We start from the raw sequence: 18057 nt of genomic DNA on the forward strand, positions 1-18057 counted from the left end.
TGGATTTTTCATTCTGTCGCGTCTTCCTCCGGTCTGCGTTGCTAACGCATGTCTTTTTGGCCTTTGTTGCCACACCGGGGGATTTCATGTTTCGCACACCACATCACTTCTCGCACGTTTACGCGCGCCCGACACTGATGGCGGCTTGCCTGTCGATTAGCCTGCAAGCTCACGCCGAGTCGTTCCAGTTGCAGCTACCGGCCCAATCGCTAGCCAGCTCGCTGAGTGAGGTGGCACAGCAGGCAAAAATCCAGCTGCTGTTCGACGAAGCCCTGTTGCGCAACATAAAAGTCCCCGCACTCAAGGGCGACTACACCCCCCAACAGGCTATCCAGTTACTGCTCAAGGGCACCGATTTCAGCCTGATCCAGGTCGATCGCACCTACGTTGTGCGACCTCGGGAAGACGGCACCACCACCAGCAACAGCCTTGAACTCGGTGCAGTCAGCGTCGTGGGCAATGGCGGCGAGGTGGACTCCAGCAACGTCGGTAAATCGACGATGACGCAAACCCAGATCAATCAATATCAAGCCAACAACATCCCCAGCCTGCTGGCCACACTGCCCGGTATCAATCTCGGCGGATCGCTAAAGCCCGGTGGTCAGACCATCAATATTTGGGGGATGGGCGAAGCCGAAGACGTTCAGATGACAGTTGATGGCGCGACTAAAAGTGGCTTTGAGCGCTACAAGCAGGGCACGATTTTTATCGAGCCCGAGCTGATCAAGCGCCTTGAAGTTGAAAAAGGCCCCCATGACATACACACCGGCAATGGTGGTTTTGCCGGCGTCGTACACATGGAAACCAAAGATGCCCCGGACTTGCTCGAAGACGGCAAAGACGTTGGCGCCATGCTCAAGTACGGCTACAGCAGCAATGACCATCAACAGGTTTACAGCGGTGCCGCCTACGGTCGTACCGAAGATGGCCGCGCCGATGTACTGGTGTATTACACCAAGCGCGACGGCGACGACATGAAGCTGGCCGACACGATGCCCGATCCGAAAAACCTGTACCCGGTCAACCCCAAGCGCCTGCCCAACACCGCCCAGGACCTGGACGCTCAACTGTTAAAACTCAACCTGCACCTCGACGATGAACACAGCGTAGGGATGTCTTACTCGCGGGCGAACAATTACCTGTGGGTGCCCTTCTCGGCAGTCAGTTATCCGGAGCCGCCCAGCAAGGCCAACATTGCCAAATATGGATATGACATTGCCTCCCAACGATACCTGTCCAACCGCTCAACCATCGACACCACCTGGTCGGCCAAATACAAATACGAGCCTCTGGACAACCCCCTGGTAGACCTTGAGGTCAAGTACTCGCACTCCAACACCGAACAGACCGACAAGCGTAGCGAACACGCCTTCACCCAGCCCACCAGTGGCGGGCGCAAGATGGAAACCGGCTACACCGATGACATGCTCCAGATCGAAAACATCAGCCTGTTTGCCACCGGCCCGCTGGACCATGCGGTGACCACCGGCGTGCAATTTCGCAAACATCAGCGTGATGTGGACATGTGGATGCCAGGCGGTAATTACGAAACAGAGAAGTACAACTACGGCCACTATCAGCCCAACTTCATGCCACGGGGCAAGGTCAATACCAACAGCGTCTACATTCAGGACGCCATCACTTGGGGCGACTTCACCTTGACCCCGTCCATGCGTTACGACCATGTGCGCAATCGCGGCCAGGAAAACGACGCGCCCTTTTACAACCATCCGGAACTGGGTCACGACTACAGCGACAAAACCTACACTGGCTGGTCGCCTCGCCTGTCGGCCTTCTGGACAATTACCCCGAAAACCGCCTTATTCCTTAACTACAGCAAGACCTGGCGCGCCCCGGTGATCGACGAGCAATACGAAGTCCAGGGCACTGGTAGCCGCACCTCCAGCAGCCGGAGCCTGGATCCGGAGCGCATCACCGGCTGGCGCGGGGGCAACATCACCACGTTCGATCAGATTTTCGGCGACAGTGACCACGCTCTGGTGCGCACCACCCTGTTTCACAACACCGTCGACGATGAGATTTTCAAAGCCACAGGTGTTGGCTGCGCCGCACAAACCGTCGATGTCAGCATGAGCACAGCGTGCGGCCCCAACATGCCCAACTACCGCAATATTGGCAGCGTGACCATCAAGGGCTTTGAGGTTGAAAGCTTCTACGAGTCCACCTACGTGTTCGGCTCACTGTCGTACGCATGGATGACGGGTAAACACGAAGGCGCCTACACCAACCCGTGGGGCCCCAACGTCTGGGCCCGAGATGTGCCTGCACCAAAATGGATTGCCGTACTGGGCACCAAAATACCGAGCCTGGATGCTCGCGTTGGCTGGAAGGGAGAATGGGTGCGTAAAACAGACCGCAGACCGAGCGACGATTACTACAGCAGCCCGATCAGCGTCCTGGGTGACCGTTACTGGGATCACTACAACAACGACGGCTACAACGTGCAGGGCCTGTTTGCCAACTGGAAGCCACAACAGCCGTACCTCAAGGGCACCGAGGTCAATTTCACCGTGGACAACCTCTTCAACAATAGCTTTCGACCGATGCTCAGCGGCGATAACGCCTACAGCCAGGGCCGCAATGCCAAGGTCAGCGTAACGCGGTTCTTCTGAGTTGGCTGATCCGGCAAACCCTCTGTGGGAGCGGGCTTGCTCGCGATTCGGCCTGCTCGGTGTATCTGGCCAACCGCGCCGACGCCATCGCGGGCAAGCCCGGCTCCCACAGGTGTATGCCGCTCACACCCACAAGCGCTATTGCGGGAGAGAGCGGCTACTGTGACGAGCTACCACACTCAACTCCGGCGCCTGAACCCGGCGCTGGCTCAGGTAGCGGGTGCAGCTCACACGCAGGAACGAGGCAAAGTTGACCACTTCGCCGCGATAATCCATCACCTCTTCATACAACTTGGCCACCAATTGGTTGGTGGTCATGCCGTCTGCTTCGGCGATGTCGCTGAGAATGTCCCAGAACTGGTTTTCCAGGCGCAACGTCGTGACCACGCCACAAATACGCAATGAGCGCGAACGTGACTCGTAAAGAATCGGATCGGCTTTTACATACAGTTCACACATGGTCACGCCTCCTTCCTACAAAGTGATCTTGGTGCCCAGCAAGCCCAGAAACGCCGCAAGCCAGGCAGGATGTGCCGGCCAGGCAGGAGCGGTAGCCAGGTTGCCCTGTACATGGGCCTTGGTCACGTCGATGTCGATATACGTACCGCCCGCCAGACGCACTTCCGGTGCACACGCCGGATAAGCGCTGCATTCACGTCCTTCAAGCGTGCCCGCCGCCGCCAGCAGTTGCGCGCCGTGGCACACCGCCGCAATCGGCTTGCCCGCCTTGTCGAAATCACGCACCAGTTCAAGAACCTTTTCGTTCAAGCGCAGGTACTCCGGCGCACGACCACCCGGCACGAGCAGAGCGTCGTAATCGCTGGCTTTAACCTTGTCGAAATCGAAATTCAGGGCAAACAGGTGGCCGGGCTTTTCGCTGTAGGTCTGGTCGCCCTCGAAGTCGTGAATGGCGGTACGCACGGTTTGGCCAGAGGTCTTACCCGGGCACACGGCGTGCACTTGATGACCGACCATCAACAGCGCCTGAAACGGCACCATCACCTCGTAGTCTTCGACGTAATCGCCGACCAGCATCAGAATTTTTTTCGCTGCCATGGTACGCGCTCCTGTGGGGTAAGACCTTGGGCCAGTAAGAGTAGCCAAAGTAACCCCTCAGCGCCCAAGCGGGTAATAGCCAAGTACTACGTACCCGCCAGACGCAACTCACAGGCTTATTTCAGCAAGCCATCGGCCTGCAGCAGCGTTTCAAGGCAGTGTTCCTGGATGTTGTAGAACGCCTTGAGCGCCTGGATTTTCACCAACAGCTGAGCCGGATCAAGCGGCTCGGCGCGCTTGACCGCGAGGATCATCTTGTTTTTGTTGGTGTGCTCCAGGGAGATGAACTCAAACACCTTGGTTTCATAACCGCAGGCTTCCAGGAACAGTGCGCGCAAGCTGTCAGTGACCATTTCGGCCTGCTGGCCCAGGTGCAGGCCGTATTGCAGCATCGGCTTGAGCAATGCCGGGCTCTGGATTTGCAGGCGGATCTGCTTATGGCAGCACGGCGAACACATGATGATCGCAGCCCCGGAACGAATCCCCATATGGATGGCGTAGTCGGTGGCAATGTCGCAGGCATGCAGCGCGATCATCACGTCGATCGGGGTCGGCGCAAAGCTGCGCACATCACCGTGCTGGAACGTCAGGCCCGGATGTTCGAGGCGCTGAGCGGCGTTGTTGCACAGCGTGACCATGTCTTCGCGCAACTCAACCCCGGTCACCAGGCCTTCGGCTTGCAGGCTGTGGCGCAGGTAATCGTGGATCGCAAAGGTCAGGTAGCCCTTGCCCGAACCGAAATCCACCACTTTGATCGGCTGGTCGAGCTTGAGCGGCGAGTTGCTCAGGGCGTGGGAAAACACTTCGATAAATTTGTTGATCTGCTTCCACTTGCGCGACATCGCCGGGATCAGCTCTTGCTGCTTGTTGGTGACCCCCAGGTCCGCGAGAAATGGACGCGTCAGTTCCAAAAAGCGATTTTTCTCACGGTTGTGCTCGGCCGACGGCACTTCCCGCTCTTGCTGGCTTTTGCCTTTGAACAGCGAGCTTTTGCCTTTTTTGCTGTATTCCAGCTGCACTTCGTCGGTCAGGGTCAACAAATGTGCGTTCTTGAACGCGTCCGGCAGCAGCTCGGCAATGTTGGCCACGCCCTCTTGCAGCGGGAAGTTCTTGGTGATGTCACGGGTTTTGTAGCGATACACAAACGAGAGGCAGGCCTGATCCTTGACCGTGACCTGCTTGATGATGATCCGCTGCAGCTCGGCTTCAGCACCCACGTACTTGGCCAGGACCAGCTTGATAAAGGAGTTCTGGGCCAGGCCGGTCTCCAGCAGGCTCAAAAATTGCGCACGATGATCCGGCACAGACGCGGCGGTGGTAGCAGTCACTGACATTGAAAAAGGTGCCTCGGGGGTGCAGGAGGAGAAATCAAAAAAAGAATGGCGGCCATTTTAGGCGTGTTGGTCGCCGGGGGCACGGAGTTATTTCAGACAGCGGCAATTACAACATCACCAACCGATTCGGTAATTGGTTACGCGGCTGAGTTTTAGGTATGTGCTGCGCAAGCACTTCGGCACAGGCATCGATGCAGGTAATAAAGCCTTCAGCCGTATGCCCCAGCGCCACGCGGCGAACGAAGTCGTTGACGATAGTGCCCCAATCGCTGTCGTCCAGATGACGGGATATCCCTTCATCCACCAGAATTTCGACATAACGCTCGGCCTCACTGACAAAAATCAGTACGCCGGTGCGCCCTTCGGTGTGGTGCAGTTTTTGTTCAAGAAACTGGCGCCGGGCCAGGTTGCTGGCGCGCCAATGCCGCACACGGGGCGGGATCAGGCGGGTGGTGATCGCAGGGATGCGAAAAATCAAACTGAGGAATACAAAACTGGCCCACTGCAGCATCAGCAGCGTGTACGTCGCCAGCCCGCTGTTTAAAAAATGCACCACGGCAGGCACCACCAGAGCGATGAGGCTGGCCCACAGCAAGGGGATATAACTGTAGTCGTCGGACCGCGGTGCCAGCACGGTAACTATTTCGGCGTCGGTGCGCTGTTCGGCGCGGGTGACGGCCTCTGCGACCTGCTGTTGTTGCTCTGTAGTTAATAAAGCCATAAGTATCGATACTCGTTGAAAAGTGAATTACCAGCCGCCTGAGGCCCCGCCGCCGCCAAAGCTGCCACCGCCGCCGCGAAAACCTCCGCCACCGCCTCCTCCGAACCCGCCACCCCCAAAGCCGCCCGAGCGCGAACCACCTCCACCGCCCGAGTGGCAGATGCCCAGGAACTGGCAGGCAGCGACAATCAGCACAAACAGTATAAATAGCAGTACAACCACGCCCGGGTGCTCAGCCATGAAGTCACTGCCGTCGCCCTGCCCGGTGGCGTAGGCCGGTTCGGCCAAGGGAACGCCGCCCAGTACCTGCAGGATGGCGCCAACACCGTCGCTGATCCCCTGGTTGTAGTTCCCTGCCTTGAAGGCCGGAGTGATGACCTGATTGATGATCACCGAGGACTGGGCGTCAGTGAGCCGATCTTCCAGGCCATAGCCGACCTCAATGCGCAACTTGCGGTCGTCCCGGGCAATGATCAGCAGTGCCCCGTTGTTCTTGTCCTTTTGGCCGATACCCCAGGCCCGGCCCAATTGGTAACCGAAGTCTTCAATCGGGGTACCTTGCAGGTCGGGCACGGTGACCACGACCACTTGCTCGCCAGTGGCTTTTTCGTGGGCTTGCAGGGTTTGTGTCAATTGCTCGCGCGTAGCGGGATCAAGCATTTGCCCGTCATCCACCACCCGCCCGCTGAGCGCAGGAAAGGTCAGCGCCTGGGCCGTGGCTATAAAGAGCCACAGCAGCAGACCCAACCCCGGTTTTAATACGCGCATCGGCACCTCGTTAGTTGAAGAAAATACCCCAGCTGCGTGGGAGCGAGCCTGCTCGCGATGCAGTCCACGCGGAGTGTCTGATCGAACGTGGTGATGCCATCGCGAGCAGGCTCACTCCCACAATGGTCAGAACTTCACTTCAGGCGCTTTGTCGGCGTCCGGGGTGGTGGCTTCAAAGGTCGGGCGGACCGGCAGGTCGCTGTACATCACCGCATGCCACAAACGCCCCGGGAAGGTGCGAATTTCAGTGTTGTAACGCTCCACGGCGAGGATAAAGTCGCGGCGGGCCACGCTGATGCGGTTTTCCGTGCCTTCAAGTTGTGACTGCAGCGAGAGGAAGTTCTGGTTCGACTTGAGGTCCGGGTAACGCTCGGACACCACCATCAATCGACTCAAGGCTCCCGTCAGCTGGTTCTGCGCTTCCTGGAACTGCTTGAGTTTTTCAGGATTGTTCAGGGTGCTGGCGTCGACCTGGATCGAGGTCGCCTTGGCCCGCGCTTCAATCACTGCGGTCAGGGTTGCCTGCTCCTGTTTGGCCGCGCCTTTGACCGTTTCGACCAGATTGGGTATCAGATCAGAGCGACGCTGATACTGGTTTTGTACTTGCGACCAGGCCGCCTTGACCTGCTCGTCGAGGGTCGGAATGGTGTTGATCCCGCACCCCGCCAGCACACTGCTCATGGCCAGCAGTGCGATCACTTTCCAGCCCACGACTCTAACGCTTTGTATTTCCATGCTTGTGACGCTCCGAAATAACGACATTAGGATTATTGACCACACACCACGCCTAAAAACTCCCGGCAATACTGGATTGCGCGCGATGAATCAGCTAAAAGACTGCCTACCAGTCAGGAATACTCTGTTCTAAAGGTAGGTCAATTCTTTAATCCGAGTACTCCTGATACCTCCCCAGAACAATATCGCTGCACAAGCGTGGGCTTCCCTCGCTTCACGTGAGCGGCTGCGCAGAAGAATCCAATGAGAAAAATGTGTTTGCTGGGCATCGTCATCAGCCTGGCCAGTCACACCGCGTGGGCTCAAACCCCGGCGGCCCCGCTCCCTCCCAAAGACGAGTTCGTCGCCCAACTGCTGAAACAAATGACCGTCGATGAAAAAATCGGCCAACTGCGCCTGATCAGCATCGGCCCGGAAATGACCCGCGAGATGATCCGCAAGGAAATCGCCGCAGGCCACATCGGTGGCACATTCAACTCCATCAGCCGCGACGAAAACCGCCCTATGCAAGACGCCGCCATGCGCAGCCGTCTTAAGATCCCGATGTTTTTTGCGTACGACGTGATCCATGGCCATCGCACCATTTTCCCGATCAGCCTGGCTCTGGCCTCCAGCTGGGACATGGATGCCATCGGCCTCAGCGGTCGCGTGGCCGCCAAGGAAGCCAGCGCCGACAGTATCGACCTGACGTTCGCGCCCATGGTGGACATCGCTCGTGACCCGCGCTGGGGCCGTACCTCAGAGGGTTTTGGTGAAGATACCTATCTGGTCTCGCGCATCGCCAAGGTAATGGTCCACGCCTATCAGGGCGCGTCACCGGCCCTGCCCGGCAACGTGATGGCCAGCGTCAAACACTTCGCCCTGTATGGCGCAGTGGAAGGGGGGCGTGACTACAACACTGTGGATATGAGCTCTACACGCATGTTCCAGGACTATCTGCCGCCCTATCACGCGGCGATTGAAGCTGGCGCAGGCAGCGTCATGGTGGCCCTGAACTCGATCAATGGCATACCGGCCACCTCGAACATGTGGCTGATGCAGGACTTGCTGCGCAAGGACTGGGGCTTTAAAGGCGTCGCCGTCAGTGACCACGGCGCGATCATCGAGCTGATCAAGCACGGCGTGGCCAAGGACAGCCGGGAGGCCGCCAAACTGGCGATCAAGGCCGGCATCGACATGAGCATGAACGACAAGGCCTACGGCGAAGAGCTGCCTGGCCTGCTCAAGTCCGGCGAAGTGCCGCAAAGCGATCTGGATAACGCGGTGCGTGAAGTGCTGGGCGCCAAATATGACATGGGCCTGTTTGCCGACCCGTACCTGCGTATTGGCAAGGCTGAAGATGATCCGGTCGACACCAAGGCCGACAGCCGCCTGCATCGCAGCGAGGCCCGTGAAGTGGCGCGCAAGAGCCTGGTGCTGCTGAAAAACCAGTCTGAAACCCTGCCGCTGAATAAGCAGGCGCGCATCGCTCTGGTTGGCCCGCTGGCCAAGGCTCCCATCGATATTTTGGGCAGTTGGGCGGCAGCCGGTCTGCCGGCACAAGCTGTAACCGTCTACGACGGCATGCGCAATGCACTCGGCAAGCAAGGCAACTTGATCTACGCCCGTGGCGCCAACATCACTGACGACCAGAAAATCGTCGATTACCTCAACTTCCTCAACTTCGATGCGCCCGAAGTGGTCAATGACCCGCGTCCGGCACAGGTGATGATTGACGAGGCGGTCAAGGCGGCGCAGCAGTCGGATGTGGTGGTCGCCGTGGTGGGCGAATCGCGGGGCATGTCCCACGAATCATCAAGCCGCACCAACCTCGACATTCCTGCCAGCCAGCGCGCCCTGATTACAGCGCTCAAGGCTACGGGCAAGCCGTTGGTGCTGGTGTTTATGAACGGCCGGCCGCTGTCGATCGACGTGCAACAGCAACAGGCAGACGCAGTGCTGGAAACATGGTTCAGCGGCACTGAAGGTGGCAATGCGATTGCTGACGTACTGTTCGGCGATTACAACCCGTCTGGCAAATTGCCGATCACCTTCCCACGCTCTGTTGGCCAGATCCCGACTTACTACAGCCATCTGAGCATTGGCCGGCCGTTCACGCCGGGCAAACCGGGCAACTACACCTCGCAGTATTTCGATGAGTCCAACAGCCCGTTGTACCCGTTTGGTTATGGCCTGAGCTACACCGACTTCAGCGTGTCGGATGTCAGCCTGTCGAGCAAAACCTTGAAGCCGGGTGCCACCCTGACGGCCAGTGTGACCGTCAAAAACACCGGCAAGCGTGCTGGCGAAACAGTGGTTCAGCTGTACATCCAGGACGTCACAGCGTCCATGAGCCGTCCGGTCAAGGAGCTGAAAAACTTCCAGAAGATCATGCTCCAGCCCGGCGAGGAAAAGATCGTGCAGTTCAACATCGACGAGGACGCCCTGAAGTTCTACAACACACAATTGAAGTACGCCGCAGAACCGGGTGAATTCAACGTGCAGATCGGCCTCGACTCGCAAAACGTCCAGCAAAACAGCTTCCAATTGCTGTAATTTCGCTCAATGACCGGGAAGGTCTGCCCTGACCTTCCCGGTGCTTCTTCGTAGCAATATCCCCTTGACCTTTCCTATCTTTGCACCCGCCTGAAAATGCGTTCGGACAGCGCTGTTTTTTATGGTAGGGTTCGCGCCCTCAAAATTCAGCACGCACAGTTTAATCCGGTAAAAATTGGTGACAAACGGTCTGATGCAGAGCCTGTGGGGCCTACGCCGTTTTTTATACTTTCATACACAAATCGAGCATGGATTCAAGCCAAGATCCTACGTTGCAGAGACTCGGCAAAACGCATATCTTGTATCTATCCAGCCAAAAAACCCCATATGTAGGGTTTTAAGCAAAAAGACCAAGCACAACTCAGACGAGAATTTCAAGCCCTTTTCTCGCGCCTGCCTGGTGAACCAAACACGATTTTAAAGACCAAACCGCTCATGCGGATGGCAACCGCTTTCCAACGTAAATGTCGGAAAGCGGCCCGGGTGTTGCAGTAAAAATACTGTCATCCAACAGGAATACGGTTTCACGCGGTCTGCGTGAATCAAGACTTCGGCACGGAAGCGGCTTAACCCCCCTTCTGTACGTCCCGAAGTTGTTATGCCCGGCTCATCACCGGTTGTAGTGCTTCAGGACGTAACGGTGGGCACCCAAAAGGCGCCCAAACAAACATAGAGAATGTGGAGACACCCCCCATGCAAACCGATACAACTCGCGAGAACTCGCAGGGTTCTGATTCAAATCTGGATCTGTCTGCGACCGCGCCAGGCCAACTGCGCGTGATCAAACGTAACGGGGCTGTGGTTCCTTACACCGATGACAAGATCACCGTTGCCATCACCAAGGCGTTTCTCGCAGTTGAGGGCGGCAACGCTGCCGCCTCGTCCCGCATTCACGACACTGTTGCGCGCCTGACCGAACAGGTCACTGCAACCTTCAAGCGTCGTATGCCATCGGGTGGCACCATCCACATCGAAGAAATCCAGGACCAGGTTGAACTGGCCCTGATGCGCGCCGGTGAGCAAAAAGTGGCTCGCGACTATGTGATCTACCGTGACGCACGCTCCAAGGAACGCGCCATCCGCGCTCCTGCCCAAGACGCGGTGCAAGCTCACCCGTCAATTCGCATCACCCTCGCTGACGGCACGTTCGCGCCGCTGGACATGGGCCGCCTGAACACCATCGTCACCGAAGCCTGCGAAGGCCTGGAAGAAGTTGACGGCGACCTGATCCAGCGCGAAACCCTGAAAAACCTCTACGACGGCGTAGCGCTGAGCGACGTCAACACCGCCCTGGTGATGACCGCCCGCACCCTGGTAGAGCGTGAGCCCAACTACTCGTTCGTGACCGCTCGCCTGCTGATGGACACCCTGCGTGCCGAAGGCCTGAGCTTCCTGAAAGTCGCTGACAGCGCCACCCACCACGAGATGGCTGACCTGTACGCCAAGGCCCTGCCGGCCTATATCGCCAAGGGTATCGAGTTCGATTTGCTGAACCCGATTCTGGCCACCTTCGACCTGGAAAAACTGGGCAAGGCGATCAACCACGAGCGCGATCAGCAGTTCACCTACCTGGGCCTGCAAACCCTGTACGACCGCTACTTCATCCACCACGATGGCGTGCGTTTCGAACTGCCGCAGATCTTCTTCATGCGCGTGGCCATGGGCCTGGCAATCGAAGAGAAGCAAAAAGAAGACCGCGCCATCGAGTTCTACAACTTGCTGTCGTCCTTCGACTACATGTCGTCGACCCCTACCCTGTTCAACGCCGGTACTCAGCGTCCGCAGCTGTCCAGCTGCTACCTGACCACCGTGCCGGATGACCTGTCGGGCATTTACCACGCGATCCACGACAACGCCATGTTGTCCAAATTCGCCGGTGGCCTGGGCAACGACTGGACGCCAGTACGTGCACTGGGTTCGTGGATCAAGGGCACCAACGGCAAATCCCAGGGCGTGGTTCCGTTCCTCAAGGTCGTGAACGACACCGCTGTGGCCGTTAACCAGGGTGGCAAGCGCAAAGGCGCTGTGTGCGCTTACCTGGAAACCTGGCACATGGACATCGAAGAGTTCATCGAGCTGCGCAAGAACACCGGTGATGACCGTCGTCGTACCCACGACATGAACACCGCCAACTGGATCCCTGACCTGTTCATGAAGCGCGTCTTCGATGACGGCCCGTGGACCCTGTTCTCGCCATCCGAAGTACCGGACCTGCACGACCTGACCGGCAAGGCCTTCGAAGAGCGTTACGAGTACTACGAAGCACTGTCCCAGTACCCGGGCAAGATCAAGCTGTTCAAGACCATTCAGGCAAAAGACCTGTGGCGCAAAATGCTGTCCATGCTGTTTGAAACCGGCCACCCATGGCTGACGTTCAAAGACCCGTGCAACCTGCGCAGCCCGCAGCAGCACGTGGGCGTGGTCCACAGCTCGAACCTGTGCACCGAGATCACCTTGAACACCAACAAGGACGAAATCGCTGTTTGCAACCTGGGCTCGATCAACCTGCCGAACCACATCGTCAACGGCAAACTGGACACCGACAAGCTCAAGCGCACCATCGACGTAGCCGTTCGCATGCTCGATAACGTGATCGACATCAACTACTACTCGGTGCCGCAAGCACGCAACTCGAACTTCAAGCACCGCCCAGTGGGTCTGGGGATCATGGGCTTCCAGGACGCTCTGTACCTGCAGCACATTCCGTACGCCTCCCAGGCTGCCGTTGAGTTTGCCGACAAGTCGATGGAAGCGGTCAGCTACTACGCGATCCAGGCTTCTTGCGACCTGGCAGACGAGCGCGGCGCTTACGAGACGTTCCCGGGTTCCCTGTGGTCCAAAGGCATCCTGCCGCTGGATTCGCAACAGATCCTGATCGAGCAGCGCGGCCAGAAGTACATCGACGTTGACCTGAACGAATCCCTGGACTGGGCACCGGTTCGTGCCCGCGTACAAAAAGGCATTCGTAACTCCAACATCATGGCCATCGCACCGACCGCGACCATCGCCAACATCACTGGCGTATCGCAGTCGATCGAACCGACCTACCAGAACCTCTACGTGAAATCGAACCTCTCGGGCGAATTCACCGTGATCAACCCGTACCTGGTTCGCGACCTCAAGGCGCGCGATCTGTGGGACTCGGTCATGATCAACGACCTGAAGTACTACGACGGTTCCGTGCAGCAGATCGAACGCATCCCGCAAGAGCTCAAAGAGCTGTATGCCACCGCGTTTGAAGTCGACACCAAGTGGATCGTTGACGCCGCCAGCCGCCGTCAGAAGTGGATCGACCAGGCTCAGTCGCTGAACCTGTACATCGCTGGCGCTTCGGGCAAGAAGCTGGACGTGACCTACCGCATGGCCTGGTACCGTGGTCTGAAAACCACTTACTACCTCCGTGCCCTGGCCGCGACCAGCACCGAGAAATCCACCGTCAACACGGGCAAGCTCAACGCCGTGTCGAACGGCAACAACAGCGAAGACGTCGTCGCAGCCCCTGCCGGTCCAGCACCGGTACCAAAGGCTTGCGCGATTGACGAGCCGGATTGCGAAGCTTGCCAATAAGCTGAGCTGGCAGGCGGGTCAAACCGCCTGACCAAAAACCCCCGTTAAACCCTGGCAACAGTTGGGTTTAACGGGGGTTTTGTTTTTGCGCGATTAAACGACGGGAGCACCCTTCTTGCTTCGTCAGCGACTACATTGCAGGTTGCAGAATTCAACAACAGGACGCCCCATGAAGATCATCAATGCCACGCTGCGAAAAACTCCCGGCCTGCACACCGTCATGTGTGAGGGTGAGCACATCAGTGCCATCACCCTGCAGTCGGCTCATGTACCGCCTCAGGCAGGCGATATCGACGCCCAGGGCCAGTTGTTGATCGCACCGTTTGTGGAGCCGCATATTCATCTGGACGCGGCCCTGACCGCAGGTCAGCCCGAGTGGAACTTGAGCGGCACCCTGTTCGAAGGCATCGAGCGCTGGGCGCAGCGCAAGGAAACCATCACCCATGAGGACACCAAGCAGCGTGCCCACACCACCCTGCGCATGCTGGCCGAGCATGGCATTCAACACGTGCGTACCCATGTCGATGTCACCGATCCGACGCTGGCCGCGCTGCGGGCGATGATTGAAGTGCGTGAGGAAACCCGCCACCTGATTGACCTGCAAATCGTTGCGTTTCCGCAGGAAGGTATCGAGTCCTACGCCGGTGGGCGCGAGCTGATGACCCTGGCAGTGGAGCTGGGAGCGGATGTAGTCGGCGGTATTCCGCACTTTGAAAACACCCGGGAGCAAGGGGTCAGTTCAATCAAGTTTCTGATGGACCTGGCTGAGCGCACTGGCTGCCTGGTGGATGTGCACTGCGACGAGACCGACGACCCGCATTCGCGCTTTCTTGAAGTGCTGGCCGAAGAGGCCCGCGTACGCGGCATGGGCAGCCGGGTCACCGCCAGCCACACCACGGCCATGGGTTCTTATGACAATGCCTACTGCTCGAAATTGTTCCGCCTGCTCAAGGCTTCGGGTATCAACTTTGTCTCGTGCCCGACCGAAAGCATCCACTTGCAGGGGCGCTTCGACACCTTCCCGAAACGTCGCGGTGTGACACGGGTTGCAGAGCTGGACCGAGCCGGGATGAACGTGTGCTTCGGTCAGGACTCGATCAAGGACCCTTGGTACCCACTGGGCAACGGCAACATTCTGCGGGTGCTGGATGCCGGTTTGCATATCTGCCACATGATGGGTTTTGAAGACCTGGCACGCAGCCTGGACCTCGTCACCGACAACAGCGCACGCACCCTCGACCTTGGCGAGCGCTACGGCATTGCCGTTGGCCGCCCGGCGAATATGCTGGTGCTGGATGCCGAGAGCGACTACGAAGCGGTGCGCCGCCAGGCCAAGGCGCGGGTATCGATTCGTGGCGGCAAGGTATTGATGACACGGGTGCCAGAGCGGGTTGAGTTCAGCTGAGCGAAGCGAGGCTGCGACTAAAACAATCGTGGGAGCGAGCCTGCTCGCGAAGGTCATTCGCGAGCAGGCTCGCTCCCACAGGAAGGCTTTATCGACAACAGAGTCTCTACAGAAGGCCTGGATGACCGATAACACCCATCACGTCATCTGAATAATGGTCTGCATGATGGTGCTTTGGGTCGAGATAGTTTTAGCGTTGGCCTGGTAGTTGCTCTGGGCCTTGATCAAGTCCACCAGCTCACTGGTCAGGTTGACGTTGGAGTCTTCCAGGGAGTTGGACTGGATGGCGCCCAAGCTGCCAATTTTCGGCGCATCGTAGCCCGCCATGCCCGAGGAGTAGGTTTCTTTCCAGGCGGTACCACCCACCGGCTGCAGGCCTTGCTCGTTGGTAAAGCTGGCCAGGGAAATCTGGCCGATGGCACGGCTCTGGTTGTTGCTGAAGTTGGCGAACATCACGCCCGAACCATCAATGGTCAGGTTGTTGATCTGGCCCGTAGCGTAACCGTCCTGAGTGGGTGGGTTACGAGAAGAGTCGGTGTTGTACTGGGTGGTTTTGGCCATGTTAATGACGATGCCACCCGCTTTGGACGTTGCACCGTTTTCTTTCCATTCGCCATTGATCATGGCACCCGGCTTCCATCCAGTGACGACCAGCGTGTTTTCAGCTTGATCATCCAACGGATCTGGCTGCGTAACCTTGGTCAACGCACCGGCCGAATCAAACGCCATGGTTGAAGGCACTGGTGGCGTAGCACCTTCTCCTGACGGCAAGCTGCCATCCGGGTTGCGGCCATCGATCAGGGTATAGACACTCCAACTGTTGCCACCGGTCTTGACCATGTACTGATCCATCGGGTGCGCGTTGCCCTGGGTGTCGTAGACCATGGTGCTGAATTTTTTGGTGTAGCTGGTGGACACGGTCGGATCGAACGGGACCTTGGTCTGATCGATCGCATCAGAGCTGGAATTCAGGTTGATCTCGGACGTTACCGACCCTGTAGGCTTGGGCGCCAGGTTTGAGGTGTCGATACGCAGGTCGGTCAGCACGCCATTGACGATATTGCCGTTGGCATCCACGCCATAACCCTGCAAACGCGCAGTCCCATCAGAACTGGTCACGTAGCCGTCTTTATCAGACTTGAACGTACCGGCACGGGTATAGCTCAAGGAACCGTTGTCGCTCAGCACGAAGAAGCCGCTGCCCTGAATGCCCATGTCCAGCAGGTTGCCGGTGTTGTTGACGGCACCTTGACCAAAGTTTTGCGAGACCGCTGCCAGGTTCACGCCACTGCCGATGGTCTTGCTGCCGGTACCCAGTTTGTTGGCCGAGTAGATATCGGCGAACTCTGCGCGCGATGATTTGAAGCCGGTGGTTGCAGCGTTGGCGATGTTGTTGCCGGTCACGTCGAGCTGCTTGTTCGCCGCATAGAGGCCGCTAAGGCCGATATTGAATGACATGTTTCTCTCCTTGAGGCGTATGAGTCGGCTTAGAGGCCAATGGTCTGGACTTTGGATATGCCAATGCTGCCCAGGCCTGCGAGGTTGAGCATGATTTCGCCACCCGTCTTGCTCAGGGTCACGCTGTTAACCGTGGCAGGCAGGTAGGTGGTGAGCGCCGTCGTACCGGTGTCGGTTTTGCTCGATGCGGTGAAGGTGTACGAACCCTTGTCCAGCAGCACGCCGTCGTCGTCCTTGCCATCCCAGGTAAAGCCCGCGTTACCGGCCTTCTGGGTGCCCATGTCGATCGTGCGAACCACTTCACCGTCCGCATTGGTAATGCTGATCACGGGATTGGAGTTGGCGTCCTGGACCACCACGGTGCCGTTGAATGGTTTTTCGCTGGCAGGGTCTACGTAAGCTTCACCGGTTTGCACAATCACCGAGCGACCCACCAGGGACGAGGCCTGCAAGGCTTGCGAAGACTGGAAATTGCCCGAGAGAGAAGTCACCGTATCGTTAAGCGTGGTGATGCCTTCCAGGCTACTGAACTGGGCCAGTTGCGCGACGAACGCAGTGTTGTCCTGCGGGTCCAGCGGGTTCTGGTTTTTCAGTTGGGTAACCAGCAGTTGCAGGAACGCATCCTTGCCCAGCGCCGTGTTCCCGGACGCAGCCTTGGAGGCCGCCGCCAGACTGGTATCGGTGGTCTTGGCCTGGGCTGAGTTGGCAAGCACCTGGTTAAGGGTCATGCCGCTGGTGGAATCGGTCACACTCATTTGCGTCGCCCCTTATCACTGACCGAGGGTCAGGACCTTCTGCATCATGGTTTTGGCGGTATTCATCAACTCGGCGTTGGTTTGGAACGAACGGCTGGCAGAAATCATGTCAGCCATTTCTTCAACCACATTGACGTTGGGGTAGTACACATAGCCCTTGGCGTCTGCAGAAGGATGATTAGGCTCGTAACGGGCCTGAAGCTCGCTTTGGTCTTCAACCACACCCAGCACTTGTACACCTTGGCCTGCAGCGTCCTGGTTCTGGAACAGCGAGCCGCCGGTGGTGCTTTGCGCGCCTTCAAACACGGTGGCGAACACCGGATGACGGGCACGGTAGGTCTGGTCGATGCTCGAAGACACGGTGTCAGCGTTGGCGATGTTGCTGGCCACGGTGTTCAGACGCGTGGTCTGGGCGCTCATGCCACTACCGGCAATATTGAAAACACTGGATAGAGACATGAATTACTCCCCGCGCAGGGCCGACATCAGCCCTTTGAATTTGCTGTTGAGCAGGGTGAAGCTGGCCTGGAAGTTGACCGCATTCTCTGCGTAGTTCGATTGCTCCAACTGAGCATCCACGGTGTTCTGGTCGATCGAGGGTTGCATCGGGGTGCGGTACAGCAGCGACTCGTCGCCACTGCTCAGGCCCTGCGCTTCGATATGGCGAGTGTTGGTCTTGTTCAACGCAAAAGCGCCGCTCTGGTTTTTGTCGCTCTGTGCGGCGAGCACCGAGGCAAAGTCCAGATCCCGAGCTTTGTAGTTCGGTGTATCGGCGTTGGCGATATTGTTGGCCAGTACTTCAGCGCGCTGAGCGCGAAAGCCCAGGGCTTGCTCATGGATACCAAGCGCTTTATCGAAGCTGATGCTCATGTCGGAAAACCTTTGTGGGCTGACCTGAGAATGTGATTCAGGCTTTACATGACAGGGATAGAGCAAACCCCGTGCCAGTTTTTACAGCCCCGTATTTCAAGGGTTTGCCGGGATGCGGACAGCGGCAATGCCAGAAAAGCGGCAACGGCTGACCGCTGACTGCCGCTTTTCTGCCGCTTTTTATCGGACAACGCAAAACCGGTGGGAGCGAGCCTGCTCG

General features: G+C 58.0%; 14 protein-coding genes. 4 read left to right on the plus strand and 10 right to left on the minus strand.

Annotated features, from left to right (window positions below; all coding sequences use genetic code 11):
• Positions 1-86 precede the first annotated feature (86 nt).
• Positions 87-2633: a TonB-dependent receptor gene (locus RGV06_RS08105; protein WP_046809011.1), complete on the plus strand. Its 2547-nt coding sequence runs from the start codon at positions 87-89 to the stop codon at positions 2631-2633.
• Positions 2634-2771: 138 nt separating this feature from the next.
• On the opposite strand, the gene RGV06_RS08110 is transcribed toward RGV06_RS08105, so the two are convergent.
• The 6 genes from RGV06_RS08110 to RGV06_RS08135 all read right to left on the minus strand — a co-directional run bounded on the left by RGV06_RS08110 (position 2772) and on the right by RGV06_RS08135 (position 7247).
• The gene (locus RGV06_RS08110; protein ID WP_019823318.1) at positions 2772-3092 is read right to left on the minus strand and encodes a ribbon-helix-helix domain-containing protein; all 321 of its coding nucleotides are present in this window, start codon (positions 3090-3092) and stop codon (positions 2772-2774) included.
• Positions 3093-3107: 15 nt separating this feature from the next.
• Positions 3108-3689 (minus strand): DJ-1/PfpI family protein, encoded by a 582-nt coding sequence (locus RGV06_RS08115; RefSeq protein ID WP_019823320.1) that lies wholly within the window; start codon positions 3687-3689, stop codon positions 3108-3110.
• A 116-nt stretch (positions 3690-3805) separates the two neighbouring features.
• The gene (locus RGV06_RS08120) at positions 3806-5023 is read right to left on the minus strand and encodes a class I SAM-dependent methyltransferase (protein ID WP_046809013.1); all 1218 of its coding nucleotides are present in this window, start codon (positions 5021-5023) and stop codon (positions 3806-3808) included.
• Positions 5024-5129: 106 nt separating this feature from the next.
• Positions 5130-5744: a TPM domain-containing protein gene (locus RGV06_RS08125; protein ID WP_046809014.1), complete on the minus strand. Its 615-nt coding sequence runs from the start codon at positions 5742-5744 to the stop codon at positions 5130-5132.
• Positions 5745-5771: 27 nt separating this feature from the next.
• The gene (locus RGV06_RS08130; protein WP_322149783.1) at positions 5772-6512 is read right to left on the minus strand and encodes a TPM domain-containing protein; all 741 of its coding nucleotides are present in this window, start codon (positions 6510-6512) and stop codon (positions 5772-5774) included.
• A 126-nt stretch (positions 6513-6638) separates the two neighbouring features.
• Positions 6639-7247, minus strand: a complete 609-nt coding sequence (locus RGV06_RS08135) for a LemA family protein (protein WP_322149784.1) — start codon at positions 7245-7247, stop codon at positions 6639-6641.
• A 243-nt stretch (positions 7248-7490) separates the two neighbouring features.
• Here RGV06_RS08135 and bglX point away from each other — a divergent pair, with 243 nt between their 5' ends.
• From bglX to codA, 3 genes are all read left to right on the plus strand, one after another.
• Positions 7491-9782 carry a beta-glucosidase BglX gene (gene bglX / locus RGV06_RS08140; RefSeq protein WP_322149785.1) on the plus strand — a complete coding sequence of 764 codons (2292 nt, stop codon included), beginning with the start codon at positions 7491-7493 and terminating at the stop codon, positions 9780-9782.
• A 693-nt stretch (positions 9783-10475) separates the two neighbouring features.
• Positions 10476-13349 carry a ribonucleoside-diphosphate reductase subunit alpha gene (locus RGV06_RS08145; RefSeq protein WP_322149786.1) on the plus strand — a complete coding sequence of 958 codons (2874 nt, stop codon included), beginning with the start codon at positions 10476-10478 and terminating at the stop codon, positions 13347-13349.
• A gap of 169 nt (positions 13350-13518) precedes the next feature.
• On the plus strand, positions 13519-14754 hold the full coding sequence (codA, locus tag RGV06_RS08150; protein ID WP_019823333.1) for a cytosine deaminase: 1236 nt from the start codon (positions 13519-13521) through the stop codon (positions 14752-14754).
• Positions 14755-14892: 138 nt separating this feature from the next.
• Here the strand turns inward: codA and flgE are convergent, their stop codons facing one another.
• Genes flgE through flgB form a run of 4 tightly spaced genes read right to left on the minus strand, consistent with a single transcriptional unit; the run spans position 14893 to position 17837 of the window.
• Positions 14893-16212 carry a flagellar hook protein FlgE gene (gene flgE / locus RGV06_RS08155; protein ID WP_019823335.1) on the minus strand — a complete coding sequence of 440 codons (1320 nt, stop codon included), beginning with the start codon at positions 16210-16212 and terminating at the stop codon, positions 14893-14895.
• Positions 16213-16241: 29 nt separating this feature from the next.
• Positions 16242-16967 carry a flagellar hook assembly protein FlgD gene (locus tag RGV06_RS08160; RefSeq protein WP_019823337.1) on the minus strand — a complete coding sequence of 242 codons (726 nt, stop codon included), beginning with the start codon at positions 16965-16967 and terminating at the stop codon, positions 16242-16244.
• 15 nt (positions 16968-16982) lie between these two features.
• Positions 16983-17426: a flagellar basal body rod protein FlgC gene (flgC, locus tag RGV06_RS08165; RefSeq protein ID WP_019823339.1), complete on the minus strand. Its 444-nt coding sequence runs from the start codon at positions 17424-17426 to the stop codon at positions 16983-16985.
• A gap of 3 nt (positions 17427-17429) precedes the next feature.
• Positions 17430-17837 (minus strand): flagellar basal body rod protein FlgB, encoded by a 408-nt coding sequence (gene flgB, locus RGV06_RS08170; RefSeq protein WP_019823341.1) that lies wholly within the window; start codon positions 17835-17837, stop codon positions 17430-17432.
• Between the last annotated feature and the right edge of the window lie 220 nt (positions 17838-18057).

This window comes from Pseudomonas sp. CCI3.1 (assembly GCF_034313985.1).
Taxonomy (GTDB): Bacteria; Pseudomonadota; Gammaproteobacteria; order Pseudomonadales; family Pseudomonadaceae; genus Aquipseudomonas; species Aquipseudomonas psychrophila.

Excerpts from the sequence above, each read along its gene's own strand:
- RGV06_RS08105 (WP_046809011.1), top strand. The coding sequence starts at position 87 with ATGTTTCGCACACCACATCACTTCTCGCACGTTTACGCGCGCCCGACA.
- RGV06_RS08120 (WP_046809013.1), bottom strand. The coding sequence starts at position 5,023 with ATGTCAGTGACTGCTACCACCGCCGCGTCTGTGCCGGATCATCGTGCG.
- RGV06_RS08125 (WP_046809014.1), bottom strand. The coding sequence starts at position 5,744 with ATGGCTTTATTAACTACAGAGCAACAACAGCAGGTCGCAGAGGCCGTC.
- flgB (WP_019823341.1), bottom strand. The coding sequence starts at position 17,837 with ATGAGCATCAGCTTCGATAAAGCGCTTGGTATCCATGAGCAAGCCCTG.
- flgC (WP_019823339.1), bottom strand. The coding sequence starts at position 17,426 with ATGTCTCTATCCAGTGTTTTCAATATTGCCGGTAGTGGCATGAGCGCC.
- RGV06_RS08160 (WP_019823337.1), bottom strand. The coding sequence starts at position 16,967 with ATGAGTGTGACCGATTCCACCAGCGGCATGACCCTTAACCAGGTGCTT.
- RGV06_RS08130 (WP_322149783.1), bottom strand. The coding sequence starts at position 6,512 with ATGCGCGTATTAAAACCGGGGTTGGGTCTGCTGCTGTGGCTCTTTATA.
- RGV06_RS08110 (WP_019823318.1), bottom strand. The coding sequence starts at position 3,092 with ATGTGTGAACTGTATGTAAAAGCCGATCCGATTCTTTACGAGTCACGT.
- RGV06_RS08145 (WP_322149786.1), top strand. The coding sequence starts at position 10,476 with ATGCAAACCGATACAACTCGCGAGAACTCGCAGGGTTCTGATTCAAAT.
- bglX (WP_322149785.1), top strand. The coding sequence starts at position 7,491 with ATGAGAAAAATGTGTTTGCTGGGCATCGTCATCAGCCTGGCCAGTCAC.
- codA (WP_019823333.1), top strand. The coding sequence starts at position 13,519 with ATGAAGATCATCAATGCCACGCTGCGAAAAACTCCCGGCCTGCACACC.
- RGV06_RS08115 (WP_019823320.1), bottom strand. The coding sequence starts at position 3,689 with ATGGCAGCGAAAAAAATTCTGATGCTGGTCGGCGATTACGTCGAAGAC.
- flgE (WP_019823335.1), bottom strand. The coding sequence starts at position 16,212 with ATGTCATTCAATATCGGCCTTAGCGGCCTCTATGCGGCGAACAAGCAG.
- RGV06_RS08135 (WP_322149784.1), bottom strand. The coding sequence starts at position 7,247 with ATGGAAATACAAAGCGTTAGAGTCGTGGGCTGGAAAGTGATCGCACTG.